Raw genomic sequence first — 15,628 nt, 5'->3', positions numbered from 1 at the left:
TCGATCATGGGGCGGACGACGGTCGAGACGATGCGAGGCCATTTCCACGAGACCGCACGCGCGCGCGGTTACCTGCTCGACGCGGCACAGGAGCAGGCCGCCGACCGGCTCGCCGAGCTCGGCGCGGCACTGGGTCGGGGCCGGGGACACGGCCTGTTCCATCGCCGGCCGGCAGCGGGGCTGTACCTGTGGGGTCCGGTCGGCCGGGGCAAGACCTGGCTGCTCGACACGTTCTTCGCGGCCGTACCGCTGCCCGCCGAGCGCCGGACGCGGGTGCACTTCCACGCCTTCTTCCGACGCCTGCACGAGGCGGTCCGCCGGCACCGCGACGACCGCGGCCACGAGCGCAGTGCCGTCGACGCGGCCGTGTCCGAACTGGTCGGCGACGTCGACCTGTTGTGCTTCGACGAGTTCCACGTGCACGACCCGGGCGACGCGATGCTGGTCACCCGCCTGCTGCGGGAACTGCACGCGCGCGGGGTGGTTCTGGTCTGCACGTCCAATTACCCGCCCGCCGGGCTGTTGCCCAACCCGCTCCACCACCACCTGTTCGAGCCGACGATCCGCGAGATCGAGGCGCGGATGACCGTTGTCACCGTCGCCGGCCGGCGGGACTACCGGTCGCTGCCCCGGACCGAGACCGCGGACACCGCGTTCGCACGCGGAGCGGTGTTGTGGCCGGGCGACCCCGAGCAGTTGCGCGGGCAGGGACTCGTACCGCCCACACCGGACGAGGCGGTCACGCTGCGGGTGAACCACCGCGAGCTCGCCGTCGCGGCGGCCCGGCCGGGCGAGTTGTGGGGCGGGTTCGCGGCGCTGTGCGAGGGCCGGACGTCGCCGCTGGACTACCTCGTCCTGGCCGAGACGTACCCCACGTGGGTGCTCGGTGGGCTGCCCGCGCTCAAGACGGCGAGCGCCGAGGCCCGGCAGCGGTTCGTGAACCTGATCGACGTCTGCTGCGACGCCGACGTACGGCTCTTCCTGTGCAGCGACCGCACCCTGACCGAGATCCTCGCCGGCGACGACCTGCCGACGGACATCACCCGCACGGCCAGCCGCCTGGGCCTGCTCCGCCGCGTCGACGGCTCGGACGACGGCGACGGCGACGACGGCGACGGCAACAACGGCAAGAGCGACGGGGGCGCCGAGGGCGCCGGAAGCGCCAAGAGCGACGAGCGCGCCGAGCAAGGCGACGACGTCGCGGAGGACTCCCGCTAGTCGTCCTCCGGCAGCAGTTCGTAGAACGGGTCGGACATCGCCAGGTGGCCCTCCGCCTCGCCGACCACCCCGTGGACCCGCATCCGGCGGCCCGGTTCCACGCCGGCGAGGTGCCGGCGGCCGTGGAAGAGCAGCCTGAGGCCGCCGGTGCGGTCGTACAACTCGACCTCCAGGGACGGCCGGGCGGTCTCCGACGACGGGGACACCGCCCGGATCCGGCCGACCACCTCGGCTCGCTGCCGCCACTTGAGCTCGGCCACGGACGCGGTGACCGCCGGGTGCTCCGTCGACTCCGGCTCCGCGTCCATCGCCGGCAACAACCGGGGCACACACTTGGCCGCCGCGGGCTCCGCGGGCATCGGCCGGTGCGCCATCGCCGCGGCCACGTCGAACGGCACGATGCTGGCGACCGCGTGCGGTACCCGGGTCAGCGCCGACGCGATCGAGTCGGTGGTGCGGCCGTGCAGCAGGCGCCCGATCCCGGGTGGATAGGTGTGCCGAGGCAGCAGCATGGTGATCCCCGACGCGCCGTCCGCCACCTCGCGCGCGGCCAGTTCCAGCACCGCCCGGGCCAGCCGCCGGTCCGGACACTCGATCAGCTCCAGTGGGATGTCGGCGGCCCGGCTCGCCTCCCATCGCTTGCTCAGCTTCTTCGCGTGCCGGCTGTCCAGCACGAAGTGCGCCGCGTGCAGGTCGTCCGCGCGCAGGGAGCGGGCGTAGCGCACCGCCTGGAGCACCGCGACGTCGAGCGAGTCGACCAGCACCACGACCACCGAGCGATCGCGAATGCCGAAGTCCGCCGTGGCCGGCGCCACCGCGAGCGCCGCCGCCTCCTCGCGGTAGCGCCGGTTGACCCCGATCAGCGCCCACACGCCCAACGGGAAGAGCACCACCACCAGCCACGCGCCCTCGGTGAACTTGGTGATCGCGAAGATCAGCACCACCGCCGCGGAGACCACGGCCGCGAGCGCGTTGAGCACGGTCGCGGCCCGCCAGCGACCGGTGCGCACCGTCCAGTGATGCCTGGTCAGCCCGGCGCCGGCCATCATGAACCCGGTGAACACGCCGATCGCGTACAGCGCGACCAGCGAGTCCACGCTCGCCCCGGTCGCCAGCAGCAGCGCGACGGCGGGCACCGCGAGCAGGATGATCCCGTTCGAGAAGGCCAGCCGGTGGCCGCGCTTGCGCAACATCTTCGGCAGGAACGCGTCCTCGGCGACGAAGTCGGCCAGGAACGGGAAGCCGTTGAACGGCGTGTTCGCGCCGGTGTACAGGATCAGCGCGGTGGCCAGTTGCACGAAGATCAACCCGGCCCGACCGAGCACGCCCTCGCCCAGGACCAGGTGCGCCTCCTGCGCGATCACCGTCGGATCGCCCTCCAGGTAGGGGATCGCGTGGGTGGCGTGCGCGAGCAGGGAGATGCCCAACACCAGGGTCGCGAGCACCAGCGACATCGCCACCAGCGTCCTGCGCGCGTTGCGGGCGCGCGGTTCGCGGAAGGTGGACACGCTGTTCGAGAGCGCCTCCAGCCCGGTCAGCGAGGAGCCGCCGTTGGCGAACGCCCGCAGCACCACGAACAACGAGGCGCCGTAAAGCAGTCCGTTGCCGGACTCGCCGAGCGGCACGGCGCCGGCGGCGTGTACGTCCGCCTGTGGCAGCGCGCCGTCGCTCGCCCAGCGCACCAGCGCGACCGCGAACACGATCGCCATCGCGCCGATGAACAGGTACGCCGGCAGCGCGAAGGTGCGCCCGGCCTCCTTGACCCCGCGCAGGTTGCCGTAGAACAGCACCCCGACCACGCCGACACAGATCTCCGGCTTCCAGCCGCTGATGTCGGTGCCCCACAACAGGTGCAGCAGCGAGGCGATGGCGTCGGTGCCGGCCGCCGTCTGCACCGCGACGGTGACCACGTAGTCGATCAGCAGCGCGACCGAGGCGACCTGTGCGACGCGCGGCCCGAAGTTGTCGCGCGCGACGATGTAGGAGCCGCCCGCCTTGCTGTAGAGGGTCACCACGTCCCGATAGCACAGGGTCAGCAACAGCAGCACCGCGAGGATCGCGTAGGTGACCGGCAGGAGCAGGGTGAACGCCGCGAGGCCGATGTAGGGCACCAGCGCCCGCAACATCTGCTCGGTGCCGTACGCCGACGACGAGATGCAGTCCGAGGCCAGTACGCCGAGCGCGGTCGGATTGGACAACTTCTCGCCGCGCAGCCGCGCGGTCACCAGCGGCGGACCGAGCAGTCGTTTCTTGAGCCGGTATCCGACCGTCTCGGGAATCCGGACGTCCACGCTGAGCGGAGCGGGCGGGCCGGTGGGTGGCTGCATGACCCCTCGGCTGCCCCGGTGCCCCGCCGCACATGCCCGCGCTCGGCCGAACAGGGGCGGTGCGGCCGGTACGGCACGCGGGGCGCGCGGGGCGGACACACGCGTGGGGCCCGGCGGAAAATCCGCCGGGCCCCTCCCGCGTACCGTCGCCGGTCGTGCCGGTGTCGCTAGTTGATCGTCCAGGTGTCGTTGCCCCGGATCAGCGAGGCCAGGTCGCCGGCGCCCTGGGTGCTCGCCGCCTCGGCCATCTGGGCCGACATCAGCCGGTCGTAGACCGGGCGCCGAATGTCGCGGAAGACGCCGATGGGGGTGTGCGTGTTGCTGGTCAGATCGCCGAGCCGGGTCAGCGCGAAGGCCAACTCGGGGTTGTCCGCGTGCGCGTCGTGCACCATCAGCGCGTCCTCGCCGACCTTGGCCACCTCGGCCACGTCCAGCGAACCGCGCGCACCCCGGATGACACCGAACTGCCCGTCCGAGCCGAACCGGATCGGCTGCCCGTGCTCCAGCCGAATGGTCACGTCGTCCCGCTTATCGGGGTCCTTGAGCTGCTCGAACGCGCCGTCGTTGAAGATGTTGCAGTTCTGGTAGATCTCCACCAGCGCGGTGCCCTCGTGCGCCGCCGCCGCGCGCAGCACCGAGGTCAGGTGCTTGCGGTCGGAGTCGATCGACCGGGCCACGAACGAGGCCTCGGCGCCGATGGCCACCGACAGCGGGTTGAACGGGTGGTCGAGCGAGCCCATCGGGGTGGACTTGGTGATCTTGCCGGTCTCGGAGGTCGGCGAGTACTGACCCTTGGTCAGGCCGTAGATCCGGTTGTTGAACAGCAGGATCTTCAGGTTGACGTTGCGCCGGAGCGCGTGGATCAGGTGGTTGCCGCCGATGGACAGCGCGTCGCCGTCACCGGTGACCACCCATACCGAGAGGTCCTCGCGCGAGGTGGCCAGACCGGTCGCGATGGCCGGCGCGCGCCCGTGGATCGAGTGCATGCCGTAGGTGTTCATGTAGTACGGGAAGCGGCTGGAGCAGCCGATGCCCGAGACCCACACGATGTTCTCCTTGCGGAGACCGAGTTCGGGCATGAAGCCCTGCACGGCCGCCAGGATCGCGTAGTCCCCGCAACCCGGGCACCAGCGCACCTCCTGGTCCGACTTGAAGTCCTTCATGGACTGCTTGCCGTCGGCCTTCGGGATCAGCGACAGCGAAGGAAAACCGCCGGCGCCGTTCGCGGACTCAGACACTCTCGATCACTTCCTGGATCACGTGAGCCAGTTCCTCGGACTTGAACGGCAGACCGCGAACCTGGGTGTAGGACATGGCGTCCACGAGGAACTTCCCGCGCAGGAGCAGGGCGAGCTGACCCAGGTTCATCTCCGGGACGATCACCTTGTCGTACGACGCGAGCACCTCGGCCGTGTTGGCCGGGAAAGGGTTGAGGTGACGCAGGTGGGCCTGCGCGACCTTGCCGCCCGCGGCCCGTACGCGACGGACACCGGCGGCGATCGGACCGTAGGTGGAACCCCACCCGATCACGAGCACCTTGGCGTCACCGGTCGCGTCGTCGACCCACAGCGGCTCGATGTCGTTCGCGATCCCGTCGACCTTGGCCTGTCGGGTGCGCACCATCAGGTCGTGGTTGGCCGGGTCGTAGGAGATCGACCCGATCCCGTCGGCCTTCTCGATGCCGCCGATCCGGTGTTCCAGGCCCGGCGTGCCGGGGACCGCCCACGGGCGGGCCAGCGTCTCGGGGTCGCGCTTGTAGGGCCAGAACTCCTTGGTCCCGTCCGGCATCTCCTGGTTCGGTTCGGTCGCGAACTCGACGCGCAGGTCCGGCAGTTCGGAGGTCTCCGGCAGGCGCCACGGCTCCGAGCCGTTGGCCAGGTAGCCGTCGGACAGCAGGAAGACCGGGGTGCGGTACTTCAGCGCGATCCGGGCCGCCTCGATGGTGGCCGCGAAGCAGTCGGACGGGGTCTGCGGGGCCACGATCGGCACCGGGGCCTCGCCGTTGCGACCGAACATGGCCTGGAGCAGGTCGGACTGCTCGGTCTTGGTCGGCAGGCCGGTCGAGGGCCCACCGCGCTGCACGTCGACGATCAGCAGCGGAAGTTCCAGCGAGACGGCCAGGCCGATCGTCTCGGACTTGAGCGCGACGCCGGGGCCGGACGTGGTGGTCACCCCGAGCGCGCCGCCGAAGGACGCGCCGAGCGCGGCACCGATGCCCGCGATCTCGTCCTCGGCCTGGAAGGTGCGCACGCCGAAGTTCTTGTGCTTGGCCAGCTCGTGCAGGATGTCCGAGGCCGGGGTGATCGGGTACGAACCGAGGTAGACCGGCAGCTCGGACAGTTGCCCCGCGGCCACCAGGCCGTAGGACAGCGCGAGGTTGCCGGTGATGTTGCGGTACGTCCCGGCCGGCAGCTTCGCCGGGGCCACCTCGTAGGAGACCGCGAAGTCGTCCGTGGTCTCGCCGAAGTTCCAACCCGCCTTGAACGCCGCGACGTTGGCCTCGGCGATCACCGGCAGCTTGGCGAACTTCTTGCGCAGGAAGGCGATGGTCGCCTCGGTCGGCCGGTGGTACAGCCAGGACAGCAGCCCGAGCGCGAACATGTTCTTCGCCCGCTCGGCGTCCTTCTTGGAGATCTCGAACTCGGCCAGCGAACCCACGGTCAGCGTGGTCAGCGGGATCGCGTGCACGTTGTACGCGTCCAGCGAGCCGTCCTCCAGCGGACTGTTCGCGTAGCCGACCTTGGCCATCGCGCGCTTGGAGAACTCGTCGGTGTTGACGATGATCTCGGCCCCGCGCGGCAGGTCGCGGATGTTGGCCTTGAGCGCCGCCGGGTTCATCGCGACCAGGACGGTCGGGGCGTCGCCCGGCGTCAGGATGTCGTGGTCGGCGAAGTGGAGCTGGAAACTCGACACGCCCGGCAGGGTGCCCGCGGGCGCCCGAATCTCGGCCGGGAAGTTGGGAAGGGTCGACAGATCGTTTCCGAACGTCGCCGTCTCGGACGTGAAACGGTCGCCCGTCAGCTGCATTCCGTCACCGGAATCGCCGGCGAACCGGATCACTACCCGGTCGAGCTGCTTGACCTGCTTGGTCACGGGGAAGGACCTCCTCGGCGCTGCGGCGGTTGGTCCGCGCACCGCGCGGATGTCGCAGTTTCATCGTACGGCGGTACAGATGGGGGCCGTGGCGCCCCCCGGAGCGGGCGAGGATCCGCCCTGGCGCGTGACGTGAGCGGTGTCACGCTGCGGACATGACCCGCAGGGGGGTACATATCCGCCTATATCCGAGCAAACCAAGAGCCCGCCCCGATGTGGGACGGCTGCTCCGATCGACCGGATGATTGCATGGGTCCAGTAATTCGATCCCTACGATGTCAGGATCCGAGATACGCGAGTACCGCGAGGACTCGTCTGTGATCGGTGTCACTGGGTGCGAGGCCGAGCTTCCCGAAGATGTTGCTGACGTGCTTCTCCACCGCTCCGTCGGATACCACCAGGGCCTGCGCGACCGCCGCGTTCGTGCGTCCTTCGGCCATCAGGCCGAGCACCTCGCGCTCGCGCGGTGTGAGCTTTTCCACCACGTCGCGCTTGCGGGAACGGCCGAGCAGCTGGGAGACGACCTCGGGGTCGAGCGCCGTGCCGCCGGTCGCGACCCGCTCGACCGCGGCGACGAAGTCGCCGACGTCGGCGACCCGGTCCTTGAGCAGATAGCCGACCCCGCTGGTGTTGCCCGCCAGCAACTCCGTCGCGTACTGCTCCTCGACGTACTGTGACAGGACAAGCACGCCGACCTGCGGCAGCGTCGCCCGCATCCGCACCGCCGCGCGAATGCCCTCGTCGGTGTGCGTGGGCGGCATGCGCACGTCCACGACGCACACGTCCGGGAGCAGTTCGCCCGCGACGGCGACCAGCCGCTCGGCATCCCCGACCTCGCCCACGACCTCGTGGCCTCGAGCGGTCAACAGACGGGACAAACCATCTCTAAGTAGTACGGAATCCTCAGCGATGACGACGCGCACAGCGTTCACATCCCCCAAATCCGGTAGCCGCACCCGAGGAGCGGGTGCGGCTACAGTCTTCCGGATTCGAGTCGATGCGGTGTACCGCGGGCGGGTCGGATCTCAGCCCCGCCGCGTCCTCACAGCGGCAACCACACGGTGACCCTGGTGGGCCCGCCCTCGGGGCTGTCCACGGTCAGCGTGCCGTCCACCCCGCGCACCCGCTCGATCAGGCCGGCCAGCCCGGACCCCTTGCCGGTCGAGGCACCACCGGCGCCGTCGTCGGCGACGATCAGATACATCCGGCCGTCCTGGTGGCCCACGGTCACCCACGCGTGGGTGGCACGGGCGTGCTTGGAGACGTTGGTCAGCAGTTCGGACGCGCAGAAGTAGGCGACCGATTCGATCGGCGCGGCCGGCCGGGCGGGCAGGTCCACCTCGACCCGGACCGGGACCGTGCAGCGGGCCGCGATCGAGGACAGCGCCGCGTCCAGACCCCGGTCGGTGAGCACCGCCGGGTGGATGCCCCGGGCCAGGTCGCGCAGCTCCTGGAGGGCGAGCTTGACCTCGTCGTGCGCGGAGGAGACCATCCGCGCGGTCTCGGTGTCCTCGCTCGCGTTCAGATTCTCCTTCGCCATGCCCAGGTCCATCGCCAGGGCGACCAGTCGGGCCTGCGCGCCGTCGTGCAGGTCGCGCTCGATCCGGCGCAGGTCGGACGCGGCGGTGTCGACGGCGGCCTCCCTGGAGACGGTCAGGTCGCGCACCTGCTCGGACAGGAACTTCGGGCCGAGCAGCCCGCGCACCATCACCCGGTCCACGTTGGCCATCCCGCGCACCAGCCACGGCGTCGCCAGGAACAGCAGCACGCCCGCCGCCATGGTCAGCGTCACCGGACCGGGCCCGGCGAGGTAGTGGTCGGCGCCCGGCGCGTGCGGGCCGTCGCCGGAGAGCTTCGCGCCGGGCATGTCGGCCCGGCGGTACAGCGGCTGGGTGAGCGGATAGGTGACCATGGTCAGCGACGCCGCCCACAGCGCCGTGGTGACGGCGAAGGTGAAGACGCCCCAGGGCAGTTGCACGAACAGATACAGACTGGCCCGCCACCCGGTCCGATCGGTCAGCGCCGACTTGATCCAGCCGGTGATCCCCGGCCGCGGCCGAAGCGGGGCGGGTGCGCGCACATGCTCGTCCAGCAGCGCGCTCGCCCGGGCCCGCTCCATCCGGCCGAACAGCCTGCTGCCCATCAGGGTCAACGCCAACATCGGCAACCCGATCAGGAACAGCGGGGTCAGACCGACGCCGAGCGCGATGAACACCACGGCGTAGGTGAAGCCGATGATGCCGATGGGCAGATTGAGCACGAGATGGATCGTGTCGGTCCACGTGCGCACCGTGAACGGCGCGCGCAGGATGCCCGGCCGCGCTCGGGCCGGGGCATCACCTGTGGACCCGTCGTAGGCAGTCACGGGTGAGGGCATGGACATGGAGTTGCCTCGCTGGGAGAGAAGCCGATCCGTTGGGTCAACTCTGCCCGGTGACCCGGGCGGGTCCCATGGCGCGGGTCGGTGTCTTGGGGGTGGGGTTGTCCCTACCACCTTCGGCTCGGGAGCGGTATCGCCGATCCGGCCGGCCGGCGGATTGGACACCGGGGACAGGTCCGGCGCAACCCCCCTAGACTCCCGTGCCACAAACGTAAGCAACGTCCACGCAACGTTCGGGCAATGTCGGATCGGGAGGCAGGCGCCAGGTGGAGGGCTACTACGGAACGTACGCGCTCGTGGGTCTGGTGCTTCTCGTCGCGTCGGCCTTCGTCGCGGTGGCGTTCGCCGGCGGGCGACTGCTGCGACCGAGCGTACCCACGCACGAGAAGCTCACGACGTACGAGTGCGGGGTCGACCCGGTGGGGGTGGGGTGGGCGCAGGTCCACATCCGGTACTACCTCTACGCGTACCTCTACGTCATCTTCGCGGTCGACGTGATCTACCTGTTCCCCTGGGCGACGGTGTTCGACGCGCCGGGCTTCGGCGCCGCGACCCTGGTGGAGATGTTCGTGTTCGTCGGCTTCCTGGCCACCGGACTGCTGTACGCGTGGCGAAAGGGCGTCCTCGCATGGACCTGACACCGGCACCGGTGGAACGCACACCGGTCGACCTCCCGCAGCCGCGGCTCGGGGTGCTTTCGCGGCTCGCGCCGGACCCGGTGCGGCTCGTGCTCAACTGGGGACGGCGCTACTCCCTCTGGGTGTTCAACTTCGGCCTGGCGTGCTGCGCGATCGAGTTCATCGCGTCCTCGATGGCCAGGCACGACTTCATCCGACTGGGCGTGATCCCGTTCGCGCCCGGGCCCCGGCAGGCCGACCTGATGGTCGTCTCGGGGACGGTCAGCGACAAGATGGCGCCCGCGATCAAGCGGCTGTACGAGCAGATGCCCGAGCCCAAGTACGTCATCTCGTTCGGATCCTGCGCGAACTGCGGCGGGCCGTACTGGGATTCGTACTGCGTCACCAAGGGCGTGGACCAGATCGTGCCGGTCGACGTGTACGTGCCCGGCTGCCCGCCTCGGCCCGAGGCGCTGCTCCAGGGCATCCTCAAGCTCCAGGAGCGGATCGCGGTGGAGAACCCGGCCGCCCGGTACGCCCGCAAGCTGCCCGCCGCCGCGCTCGCGCGACCGCTGGTCGCGCCGCCGAAGCCCGCGACGGGGGATGCCGGATGACCCCGGAGGAGATCCGCGCGGGCCTGGGCGAGGACCTGGTGCTCGCGGTGTCGGACGCGTACGGACTGGTCACCGTCGATGTCGCGGCGCAGAACTGGCAGGCCGCGCTGACCGCCGCGCGCGACGGGCTCGGCTGCGCGTTCTTCGACTGGCTCACCGGTGTCGACGAACTCGCCGAGGGGTTCGACGTGGTCGCGCACGTGTGCGCGATCCCGACCGGGCCCCGGCTGTTGCTGCGCACCCGCGTGCCGCGCGAGGCCGCCGTGCTCGCGACCGTGACCGGCGTGTACGCGGGGGCCCGCTGGCACGAGCGGGAGACGCACGAGATGTTCGGCATCGACTTCACCGACCACCCGGGCCTGGATCCGCTGTTGTTGCCGGACGGCTTCGAGGGACATCCGCTGCGCAAGGAGTTCGTCCTGGCCTCGCGGGTGGCCAAGGCGTGGCCGGGCGCCAAGGAGCCGGGCGAGTCCGACCACGGCACCGGGCCGGGCCGCTCGCCGGGCCGCCGCCGCACGTTGCCGCCGGGCGTACCGGATCCGGCGACCTGGGGTCCGCACAAGGAGGAGGCGGCGGCCGAGGCCGCAGCCGCCGCCGAGGAACGCCCACGCCGCGCCCGCGGCGCCGCGGCCGGTTCGGCGAGCCAGGCCGGCGAGGGCGCACCGCCGGCGCGCCGCGCCCGCAGTGTCGCGGCCGGTTCGGCGAGCCAGGCGGGCGAGGGCGCGCCGCCCGCGCGCCGCACCCGCAGCGTGTCGCAGGGTTCGGCGAGCCAGACCGGCGCGCCGCCGGCCGCGCCCGAGCCGGCGTCGCCCGAGCCTCCCGCGACCGGCTCGACTCCGCCGGCCGAGCCGACGTCACCGGCGCCTGCGGCGCCACCCGAGCCCGCCGCGCGACCCGAGTCCACGCCGCCCTCCGAATCCGGTGCGTCGCCCGAGACGCCACCCGAGCCCGAGACGCCACCCGAGCCCGAGGCATCCGCCGAGCCCGACGCGCCGTCCGAGCCCGAGGCGCCCGCCGTCGAGCCGCGCGAGAGCGGTCCGTCCCGCCCGACCCGCCCGTCCACCGAAGGGGACACCCCGTGAGTCTCCTCGACGTGTGCCTCCGGCTCGTTCTCGTGCTCGGGGCGTTCCTCGTGCTGCCGCTGCTGATCGGGCAGACCGAGCACAAGGTGATGGCGCACATGCAGGCGCGGGTCGGCCCGATCTACGCGGGCGCCTTCCACGGCTGGGCGCAGTTGGTCGCCGACGGCGTCAAGTTCGCCCAGAAGGAGGACATCGTCCCGGCCGGTGCCGACCGCAGGGTGTTCAAGCTCGCGCCCGCTGTCGCGCTGATCCCCTACTTCGTGGTGCTGATCGCCATCCCGATCGGCCCCAACGGCCTGGTCGGCCGGACCGTCGACGCCGGCATCGTGTTCGTGCTCGCGGTGATGGGCGTCGGCGTGCTCGGCTCGCTGATGGGCGGCTGGGCCTCGGCCAACAAGTACTCGCTGCTCGGCGGCATCCGCTCGGCCGCCCAGTTGATGGCGTACGAACTGCCGATGCTGCTGGCCGCGGCCTCGGTCGCGATGGCCGCCGGGACCGTGTCGCTGTCCGGGATCGTCGAGGGCTTCGAGTGGTGGTGGCTGCCCTGGCAGGCGATCGGCGGCGTGGTGTTCTTCACCGCCGGCCTCGCCGAGATCCAGCGCCCGCCGTTCGACATGCCGGTCGCCGACTCGGAGATCATCTTCGGCGCCTACACCGAGTACTCCGGCCTGCGCTTCGCGCTGTTCCTGCTGTCCGAGTACGCCGGGATCCTGATCGTGTGCGCGCTGACCACCGTGCTGTTCCTCGGCGGTTGGCACGGACCGTGGTCGGACTCGGTCGGCTGGTTGTGGACTCTGCTCAAGACCGGCGTCCTGGCGTTCGTGGTGATCTGGCTGCGGGTCAGCTATCCGCGACTGCGCGAGGACCAACTGCAAAAGCTCGCGTGGACGGTGCTCGTCCCGCTCGCGCTCGGCCAACTCGTCCTGACCGGCGTGGTAAAGGTGGCGACCTGATGAAGGGCCTGGCCAAGGGCCTCGCGGTGACTTTGAGGACGCTCACCAAGAGGTCCGTCACACAGTCCTATCCGGAGGTCCTCCCGGAACTGCCGCCCCGCTCGCGCGGGGTGATCGCGCTGTTCGAGGAGAACTGCACGGTCTGCATGTTGTGCGCGCGCGAATGCCCGGACTGGTGCATCTACATCGACTCGCACAAGGAGGTCGTGCCCGCCCGCGAACCCGGCGCGCGCGACCGCACCCGCAATGTGCTCGACCGCTTCGCGATCGACTTCGCGCTGTGCATGTACTGCGGCATCTGCGTCGAGGTGTGTCCGTTCGACGCGCTGTTCTGGTCGCCGGAGTTCGAGTACGCGACCGGCGACATCCACGAACTCACGCACGAGAAGGACAAGCTGCGCGAGTGGATGTGGACCGTGCCGCCACCACCCGCCCTGGACGAGCACGCCGAGGACCCCAAGGAACTGATCCAGGCCCGCAAGGCCGTCGAGAAGGCGGAGAAGGCCGCGGCCGCGGCCCGGGCCGCCGCACCGGAAGCGGAGGAGACCCCGTGAACCTCGCCGCCACCGAGCACGGTTTCCTCTCGCCCACCGGCGCCGAGATCGCCTTCGTCCTGGTCGGCGTCGTCGTGCTCGGCTCCGCGCTGCTCGTGGTGACCACCCGTCAGGTCGTGCACGCCGCGCTGTGGCTGGTGGTCACGCTCGGCGGGCTGGCCGCCGAGTACCTGCTGCTCACCGCCGAGTTCATCGCCTGGGTCCAGGTGCTGATCTACGTCGGCGCGGTCGTGGTGCTGCTGCTGTTCGGCCTGATGCTCACCAAGGCGCCGATCGGATACTCCGAACCGGCCGACCCCGCCGCCCGGATCCCGGCCGCCGTGGTCGCGCTGGGCGCCACCGCGACCCTGCTCACCGTGATCGTGGACGCCTTCCGCACCGCCTACCTGCATCTGGGCGACGACACCGTGGGCAGCACCCGGGTCACCGGGGAGAGCCTGTTCAAGGTGTGGGTGCTGCCGTTCGAGGTGTTGTCCGTGCTGCTCCTGGCCGCGCTGATCGGCGCCATCGTGCTGTCCCGCTCCCGATCGGGCGTGCGCTCGGGCCGGAAGGGCTGACCCCGCGATGCATCTGGTCTATCCGCTCGTCCTCGCCGTCCTGCTGTTCGGCATCGGGCTCTACGGGGTGATCGCGCGCCGCAACGCGATCCTCGTGCTGATGTCGATCGAGCTGATGCTCAACGCCGTCAACATCAACCTGGTCGCGTTCGACATGTATCTGCGCGACACGCTGCACGCCGGTCAGGCGCTGACCCTGTTCGTGATCACCATCGCCGCCGCCGAGATCGGTCTCGGGCTGGCCATCGTGCTGATGGTGTTCCGCAACCGGGCCACCACCGACGTTCCCGAACTGCGCGAGCTCGCCGAGCACAAGGAGGGATCGGTATGACGGTCGCCGCCGCGACGGCCACCGGCCTGCCCGCGCTCGCGGCCCTGCTCGGGCTGTTCCTCGGACGCCGGGTGCGCCCGGCCCTGATCGCCGTCCCCGCCGCCCTGGTCGCGACCGTGCTCGCGATCGTCGTGGCCGCAGGCATCGGCGACGACACGCGCGAATCGGCGGTGCGGCTGACCCCCACCGGCGCCCTGGACATCACGCTGGCGCTGCAGGTGGACGGACTCGCCGCGCTGTCCGCGGTGCTGGTCACCGTGGTCGCGCTGCTGGTGCAGGTCTACTCGGCCGCCTACCTGCGCGAGGACCCGCGCTACTCGTCCTACGCGGCGCTGGTGTCGCTGTTCACCGCGGCGATGCTGCTCGTCGTGTTCACCGGCGACCTGATCGTGCTCCTGGTCGGCTGGGAGGTGATGGGCGTCTGCTCGTACTTCCTGATCGGCCACCACTGGGAGACCGAGGCGGCCCGCTCCGCCTCGATCAAGGCGTTCGTGGTCACCAAGCTCGGCGACGTGCCGTTCCTGATCGGCATCCTGGTGCTCGCCGCGGGAGCCGACTCGTTCCTGATCCGGGACGTGCTCGCCGCCGTCCCCGAGGGCGGCGCCGGGTGGGTCACCGCGGGCACCCTGCTGCTGCTGGGCGGCGTCGCGGGCAAGTCCGCGCAGGTACCGCTGCAGACCTGGTTGCCGGACGCGATGGCCGGCCCGACCCCGGTGTCCGCGCTGATCCACGCGGCCACCATGGTCGCCGCCGGCGCCTACCTGGTGGCCCGCCTGTACCCGGCCTTCCTGGCCGCGCACGCGACGCTGATCGTGCTCGCGGTGCTGGCCGCCGTGACGATGATCGGCTCCGCGCTGGCCGCGCTCGCCCAGGAGGACCTCAAGCGGGTGCTCGCGTGGTCGACGGTCGGCCAACTCGCCTACATGACCGGCGGACTCGCGGTCGGCGGGCGCGACGCGGCGGTGTTCCACCTGCTCTCGCACGGCGCGTTCAAGGCGCTGCTCTTCCTCGGCGCAGGGGTGGCCATCCACGTCGCCGGAACCGGTGCGCTGGCCGGCATGGGCGGGCTGCGGCACCGCGCGCCGATCGCGTTCTGGACGATGACCGCCGGACTCGCCGCGCTCGCGGGCGTCCCGCCGTTCTCCGGCTTCTTCAGCAAGGAGGCGGTGCTCGGCGCGGCCGAGCACACCGCCGGCGGCCACGGCCCGGTACCGCAGGTGGCCGGCTGGCTGGTCCTGGTGGCCGGGCTGCTCACCGCGGTGCTGACCGCGGCCTACGCGGCCCGGGTGTGGCTGCGGGTGTTCTTCGGGTCGGCGCGCGAGGCGGCGCCCGGCGTGGAGGTGCCCGCGCACGCGGACGCGGCGGACTACGGCGAGCCCGCGCACGCGGGCGAGGCACCCGCCGCGATGTCGTGGCCGCTGATCGTGCTCACGGTGCCCACCGTGCTGTTCGGCTTCGTGGCCTTTTCCGGCCTGCCGTCCCTCGGCAGCGACCTGGGCTACGACGACCTGGCCCCGCACCCGCTGACCACGGTGCTCGCCCTGATCGCGCTCGGGCTCGGGGCCGGCACGGTCGCCGCGCTGTGGCGGCGCGACCCGGCCGCCGACCCGGCCCGCGCGCTGGGTCCGCTGCGCGGCCCGGCCCTGCGCGGGTTCGACGTGGACGGGCTGTACGCGGCGCTGGTCCTGACCCCCGTCCGGCTCGCCGCCAAGGCGTCCCGGTTCACCGACGGGGCCGTCGTCGACACCTACGTCAAGGGCGCCGCACAGGGCGCGTGGCTGCTCGGCGGCGGAATCCGCCGGGGCCAGAACGGCAACGCCCGGCTGTACCTGACCGGCCTGTTCGCGGGCGTGGTCGTGCTCGCCGTCGCGGTGGCGGTGGGCTCGTGACGCGCCGTCGACC

13 protein-coding genes and 1 pseudogene are annotated in these 15,628 nt (G+C 71.4%); 9 read left to right on the top strand and 5 right to left on the bottom strand.

The window, feature by feature from the left end; genetic code table 11:
- Nucleotides 1-6: 6 nt before the first annotated feature.
- The gene (gene zapE, locus ACWCPW_RS13935; RefSeq protein ID WP_449761744.1) at nt 7-1,218 is read left to right on the top strand and encodes a cell division protein ZapE; all 1,212 of its coding nucleotides are present in this window, start codon (nt 7-9) and stop codon (nt 1,216-1,218) included.
- A 371-nt stretch (nt 1,219-1,589) separates the two neighbouring features.
- Here the strand turns inward: zapE and ACWCPW_RS13930 are convergent.
- The 5 genes and pseudogenes from ACWCPW_RS13930 to ACWCPW_RS13910 form a co-directional block, all read right to left on the bottom strand.
- A pseudogene (locus ACWCPW_RS13930) lies at nt 1,590-3,545 on the bottom strand (APC family permease); the annotation flags it as partial.
- Between the two features lie 167 nt (nt 3,546-3,712).
- On the bottom strand, nt 3,713-4,708 hold the full coding sequence (locus ACWCPW_RS13925) for a 2-oxoacid:ferredoxin oxidoreductase subunit beta (protein WP_449761782.1): 996 nt from the start codon (nt 4,706-4,708) through the stop codon (nt 3,713-3,715).
- Between the two features lie 67 nt (nt 4,709-4,775).
- The gene (locus ACWCPW_RS13920) at nt 4,776-6,638 is read right to left on the bottom strand and encodes a 2-oxoacid:acceptor oxidoreductase subunit alpha (protein ID WP_449761743.1); all 1,863 of its coding nucleotides are present in this window, start codon (nt 6,636-6,638) and stop codon (nt 4,776-4,778) included.
- A gap of 278 nt (nt 6,639-6,916) precedes the next feature.
- Nucleotides 6,917-7,561 (bottom strand): response regulator, encoded by a 645-nt coding sequence (locus tag ACWCPW_RS13915; protein ID WP_395871781.1) that lies wholly within the window; start codon nt 7,559-7,561, stop codon nt 6,917-6,919.
- Nucleotides 7,562-7,680: 119 nt separating this feature from the next.
- Nucleotides 7,681-9,015, bottom strand: coding sequence for a sensor histidine kinase (locus ACWCPW_RS13910; RefSeq protein ID WP_449761742.1), 1,335 nt, complete (start codon nt 9,013-9,015; stop codon nt 7,681-7,683).
- A gap of 269 nt (nt 9,016-9,284) precedes the next feature.
- Between ACWCPW_RS13910 and ACWCPW_RS13905 the strand changes: the two genes are divergently transcribed.
- Genes ACWCPW_RS13905 through ACWCPW_RS13870 form a run of 8 tightly spaced genes read left to right on the top strand, consistent with a single transcriptional unit; the run spans nt 9,285 to nt 15,615 of the window.
- Complete coding sequence (locus tag ACWCPW_RS13905) at nt 9,285-9,656, top strand: NADH-quinone oxidoreductase subunit A (protein WP_395871777.1); 372 nt, start codon at nt 9,285-9,287, stop codon at nt 9,654-9,656.
- Nucleotides 9,647-10,249: an NADH-quinone oxidoreductase subunit B gene (locus tag ACWCPW_RS13900; RefSeq protein WP_449761741.1), complete on the top strand. Its 603-nt coding sequence runs from the start codon at nt 9,647-9,649 to the stop codon at nt 10,247-10,249. The genes ACWCPW_RS13905 and ACWCPW_RS13900 overlap by 10 nt, the downstream gene beginning before the upstream one ends.
- On the top strand, nt 10,246-11,331 hold the full coding sequence (locus ACWCPW_RS13895) for an NADH-quinone oxidoreductase subunit C (protein ID WP_449761740.1): 1,086 nt from the start codon (nt 10,246-10,248) through the stop codon (nt 11,329-11,331). Before ACWCPW_RS13900 ends, ACWCPW_RS13895 begins: the two co-directional genes overlap by 4 nt.
- Nucleotides 11,328-12,284: a complex I subunit 1/NuoH family protein gene (locus ACWCPW_RS13890; RefSeq protein ID WP_449761739.1), complete on the top strand. Its 957-nt coding sequence runs from the start codon at nt 11,328-11,330 to the stop codon at nt 12,282-12,284. Before ACWCPW_RS13895 ends, ACWCPW_RS13890 begins: the two co-directional genes overlap by 4 nt.
- The gene (locus tag ACWCPW_RS13885; protein ID WP_406298153.1) at nt 12,284-12,838 is read left to right on the top strand and encodes a NuoI/complex I 23 kDa subunit family protein; all 555 of its coding nucleotides are present in this window, start codon (nt 12,284-12,286) and stop codon (nt 12,836-12,838) included. Before ACWCPW_RS13890 ends, ACWCPW_RS13885 begins: the two co-directional genes overlap by 1 nt.
- A complete protein-coding gene (locus tag ACWCPW_RS13880) occupies nt 12,835-13,395 on the top strand; it encodes an NADH-quinone oxidoreductase subunit J family protein (RefSeq protein ID WP_449761738.1) in 561 nt (186 codons plus the stop codon). The genes ACWCPW_RS13885 and ACWCPW_RS13880 overlap by 4 nt, the downstream gene beginning before the upstream one ends.
- A 7-nt stretch (nt 13,396-13,402) precedes the next feature.
- Nucleotides 13,403-13,726 (top strand): NADH-quinone oxidoreductase subunit NuoK, encoded by a 324-nt coding sequence (gene nuoK, locus ACWCPW_RS13875; protein ID WP_406298155.1) that lies wholly within the window; start codon nt 13,403-13,405, stop codon nt 13,724-13,726.
- Nucleotides 13,717-15,615 (top strand): NADH-quinone oxidoreductase subunit 5 family protein, encoded by a 1,899-nt coding sequence (locus ACWCPW_RS13870; RefSeq protein WP_449761781.1) that lies wholly within the window; start codon nt 13,717-13,719, stop codon nt 15,613-15,615. The genes nuoK and ACWCPW_RS13870 overlap by 10 nt, the downstream gene beginning before the upstream one ends.
- Nucleotides 15,616-15,628 lie beyond the last annotated feature (13 nt).

The organism is Embleya sp. NPDC001921 (assembly GCF_053594475.1).
Note: the sequence above shows the minus strand (reverse complement) of the source record. Positions and strands in the feature narration are given on the sequence as shown.

What these genes read in the sequence shown, in the direction of transcription:
- ACWCPW_RS13885 (WP_406298153.1), top strand. Translation starts at nt 12,284, where the DNA reads ATGAAGGGCCTGGCCAAGGGCCTCGCGGTGACTTTGAGGACGCTCACC.
- nuoK (WP_406298155.1), top strand. Translation starts at nt 13,403, where the DNA reads ATGCATCTGGTCTATCCGCTCGTCCTCGCCGTCCTGCTGTTCGGCATC.
- ACWCPW_RS13900 (WP_449761741.1), top strand. Translation starts at nt 9,647, where the DNA reads ATGGACCTGACACCGGCACCGGTGGAACGCACACCGGTCGACCTCCCG.
- ACWCPW_RS13910 (WP_449761742.1), bottom strand. Translation starts at nt 9,015, where the DNA reads ATGCCCTCACCCGTGACTGCCTACGACGGGTCCACAGGTGATGCCCCG.
- ACWCPW_RS13895 (WP_449761740.1), top strand. Translation starts at nt 10,246, where the DNA reads ATGACCCCGGAGGAGATCCGCGCGGGCCTGGGCGAGGACCTGGTGCTC.
- zapE (WP_449761744.1), top strand. Translation starts at nt 7, where the DNA reads ATGGGGCGGACGACGGTCGAGACGATGCGAGGCCATTTCCACGAGACC.
- ACWCPW_RS13925 (WP_449761782.1), bottom strand. Translation starts at nt 4,708, where the DNA reads ATGAAGGACTTCAAGTCGGACCAGGAGGTGCGCTGGTGCCCGGGTTGC.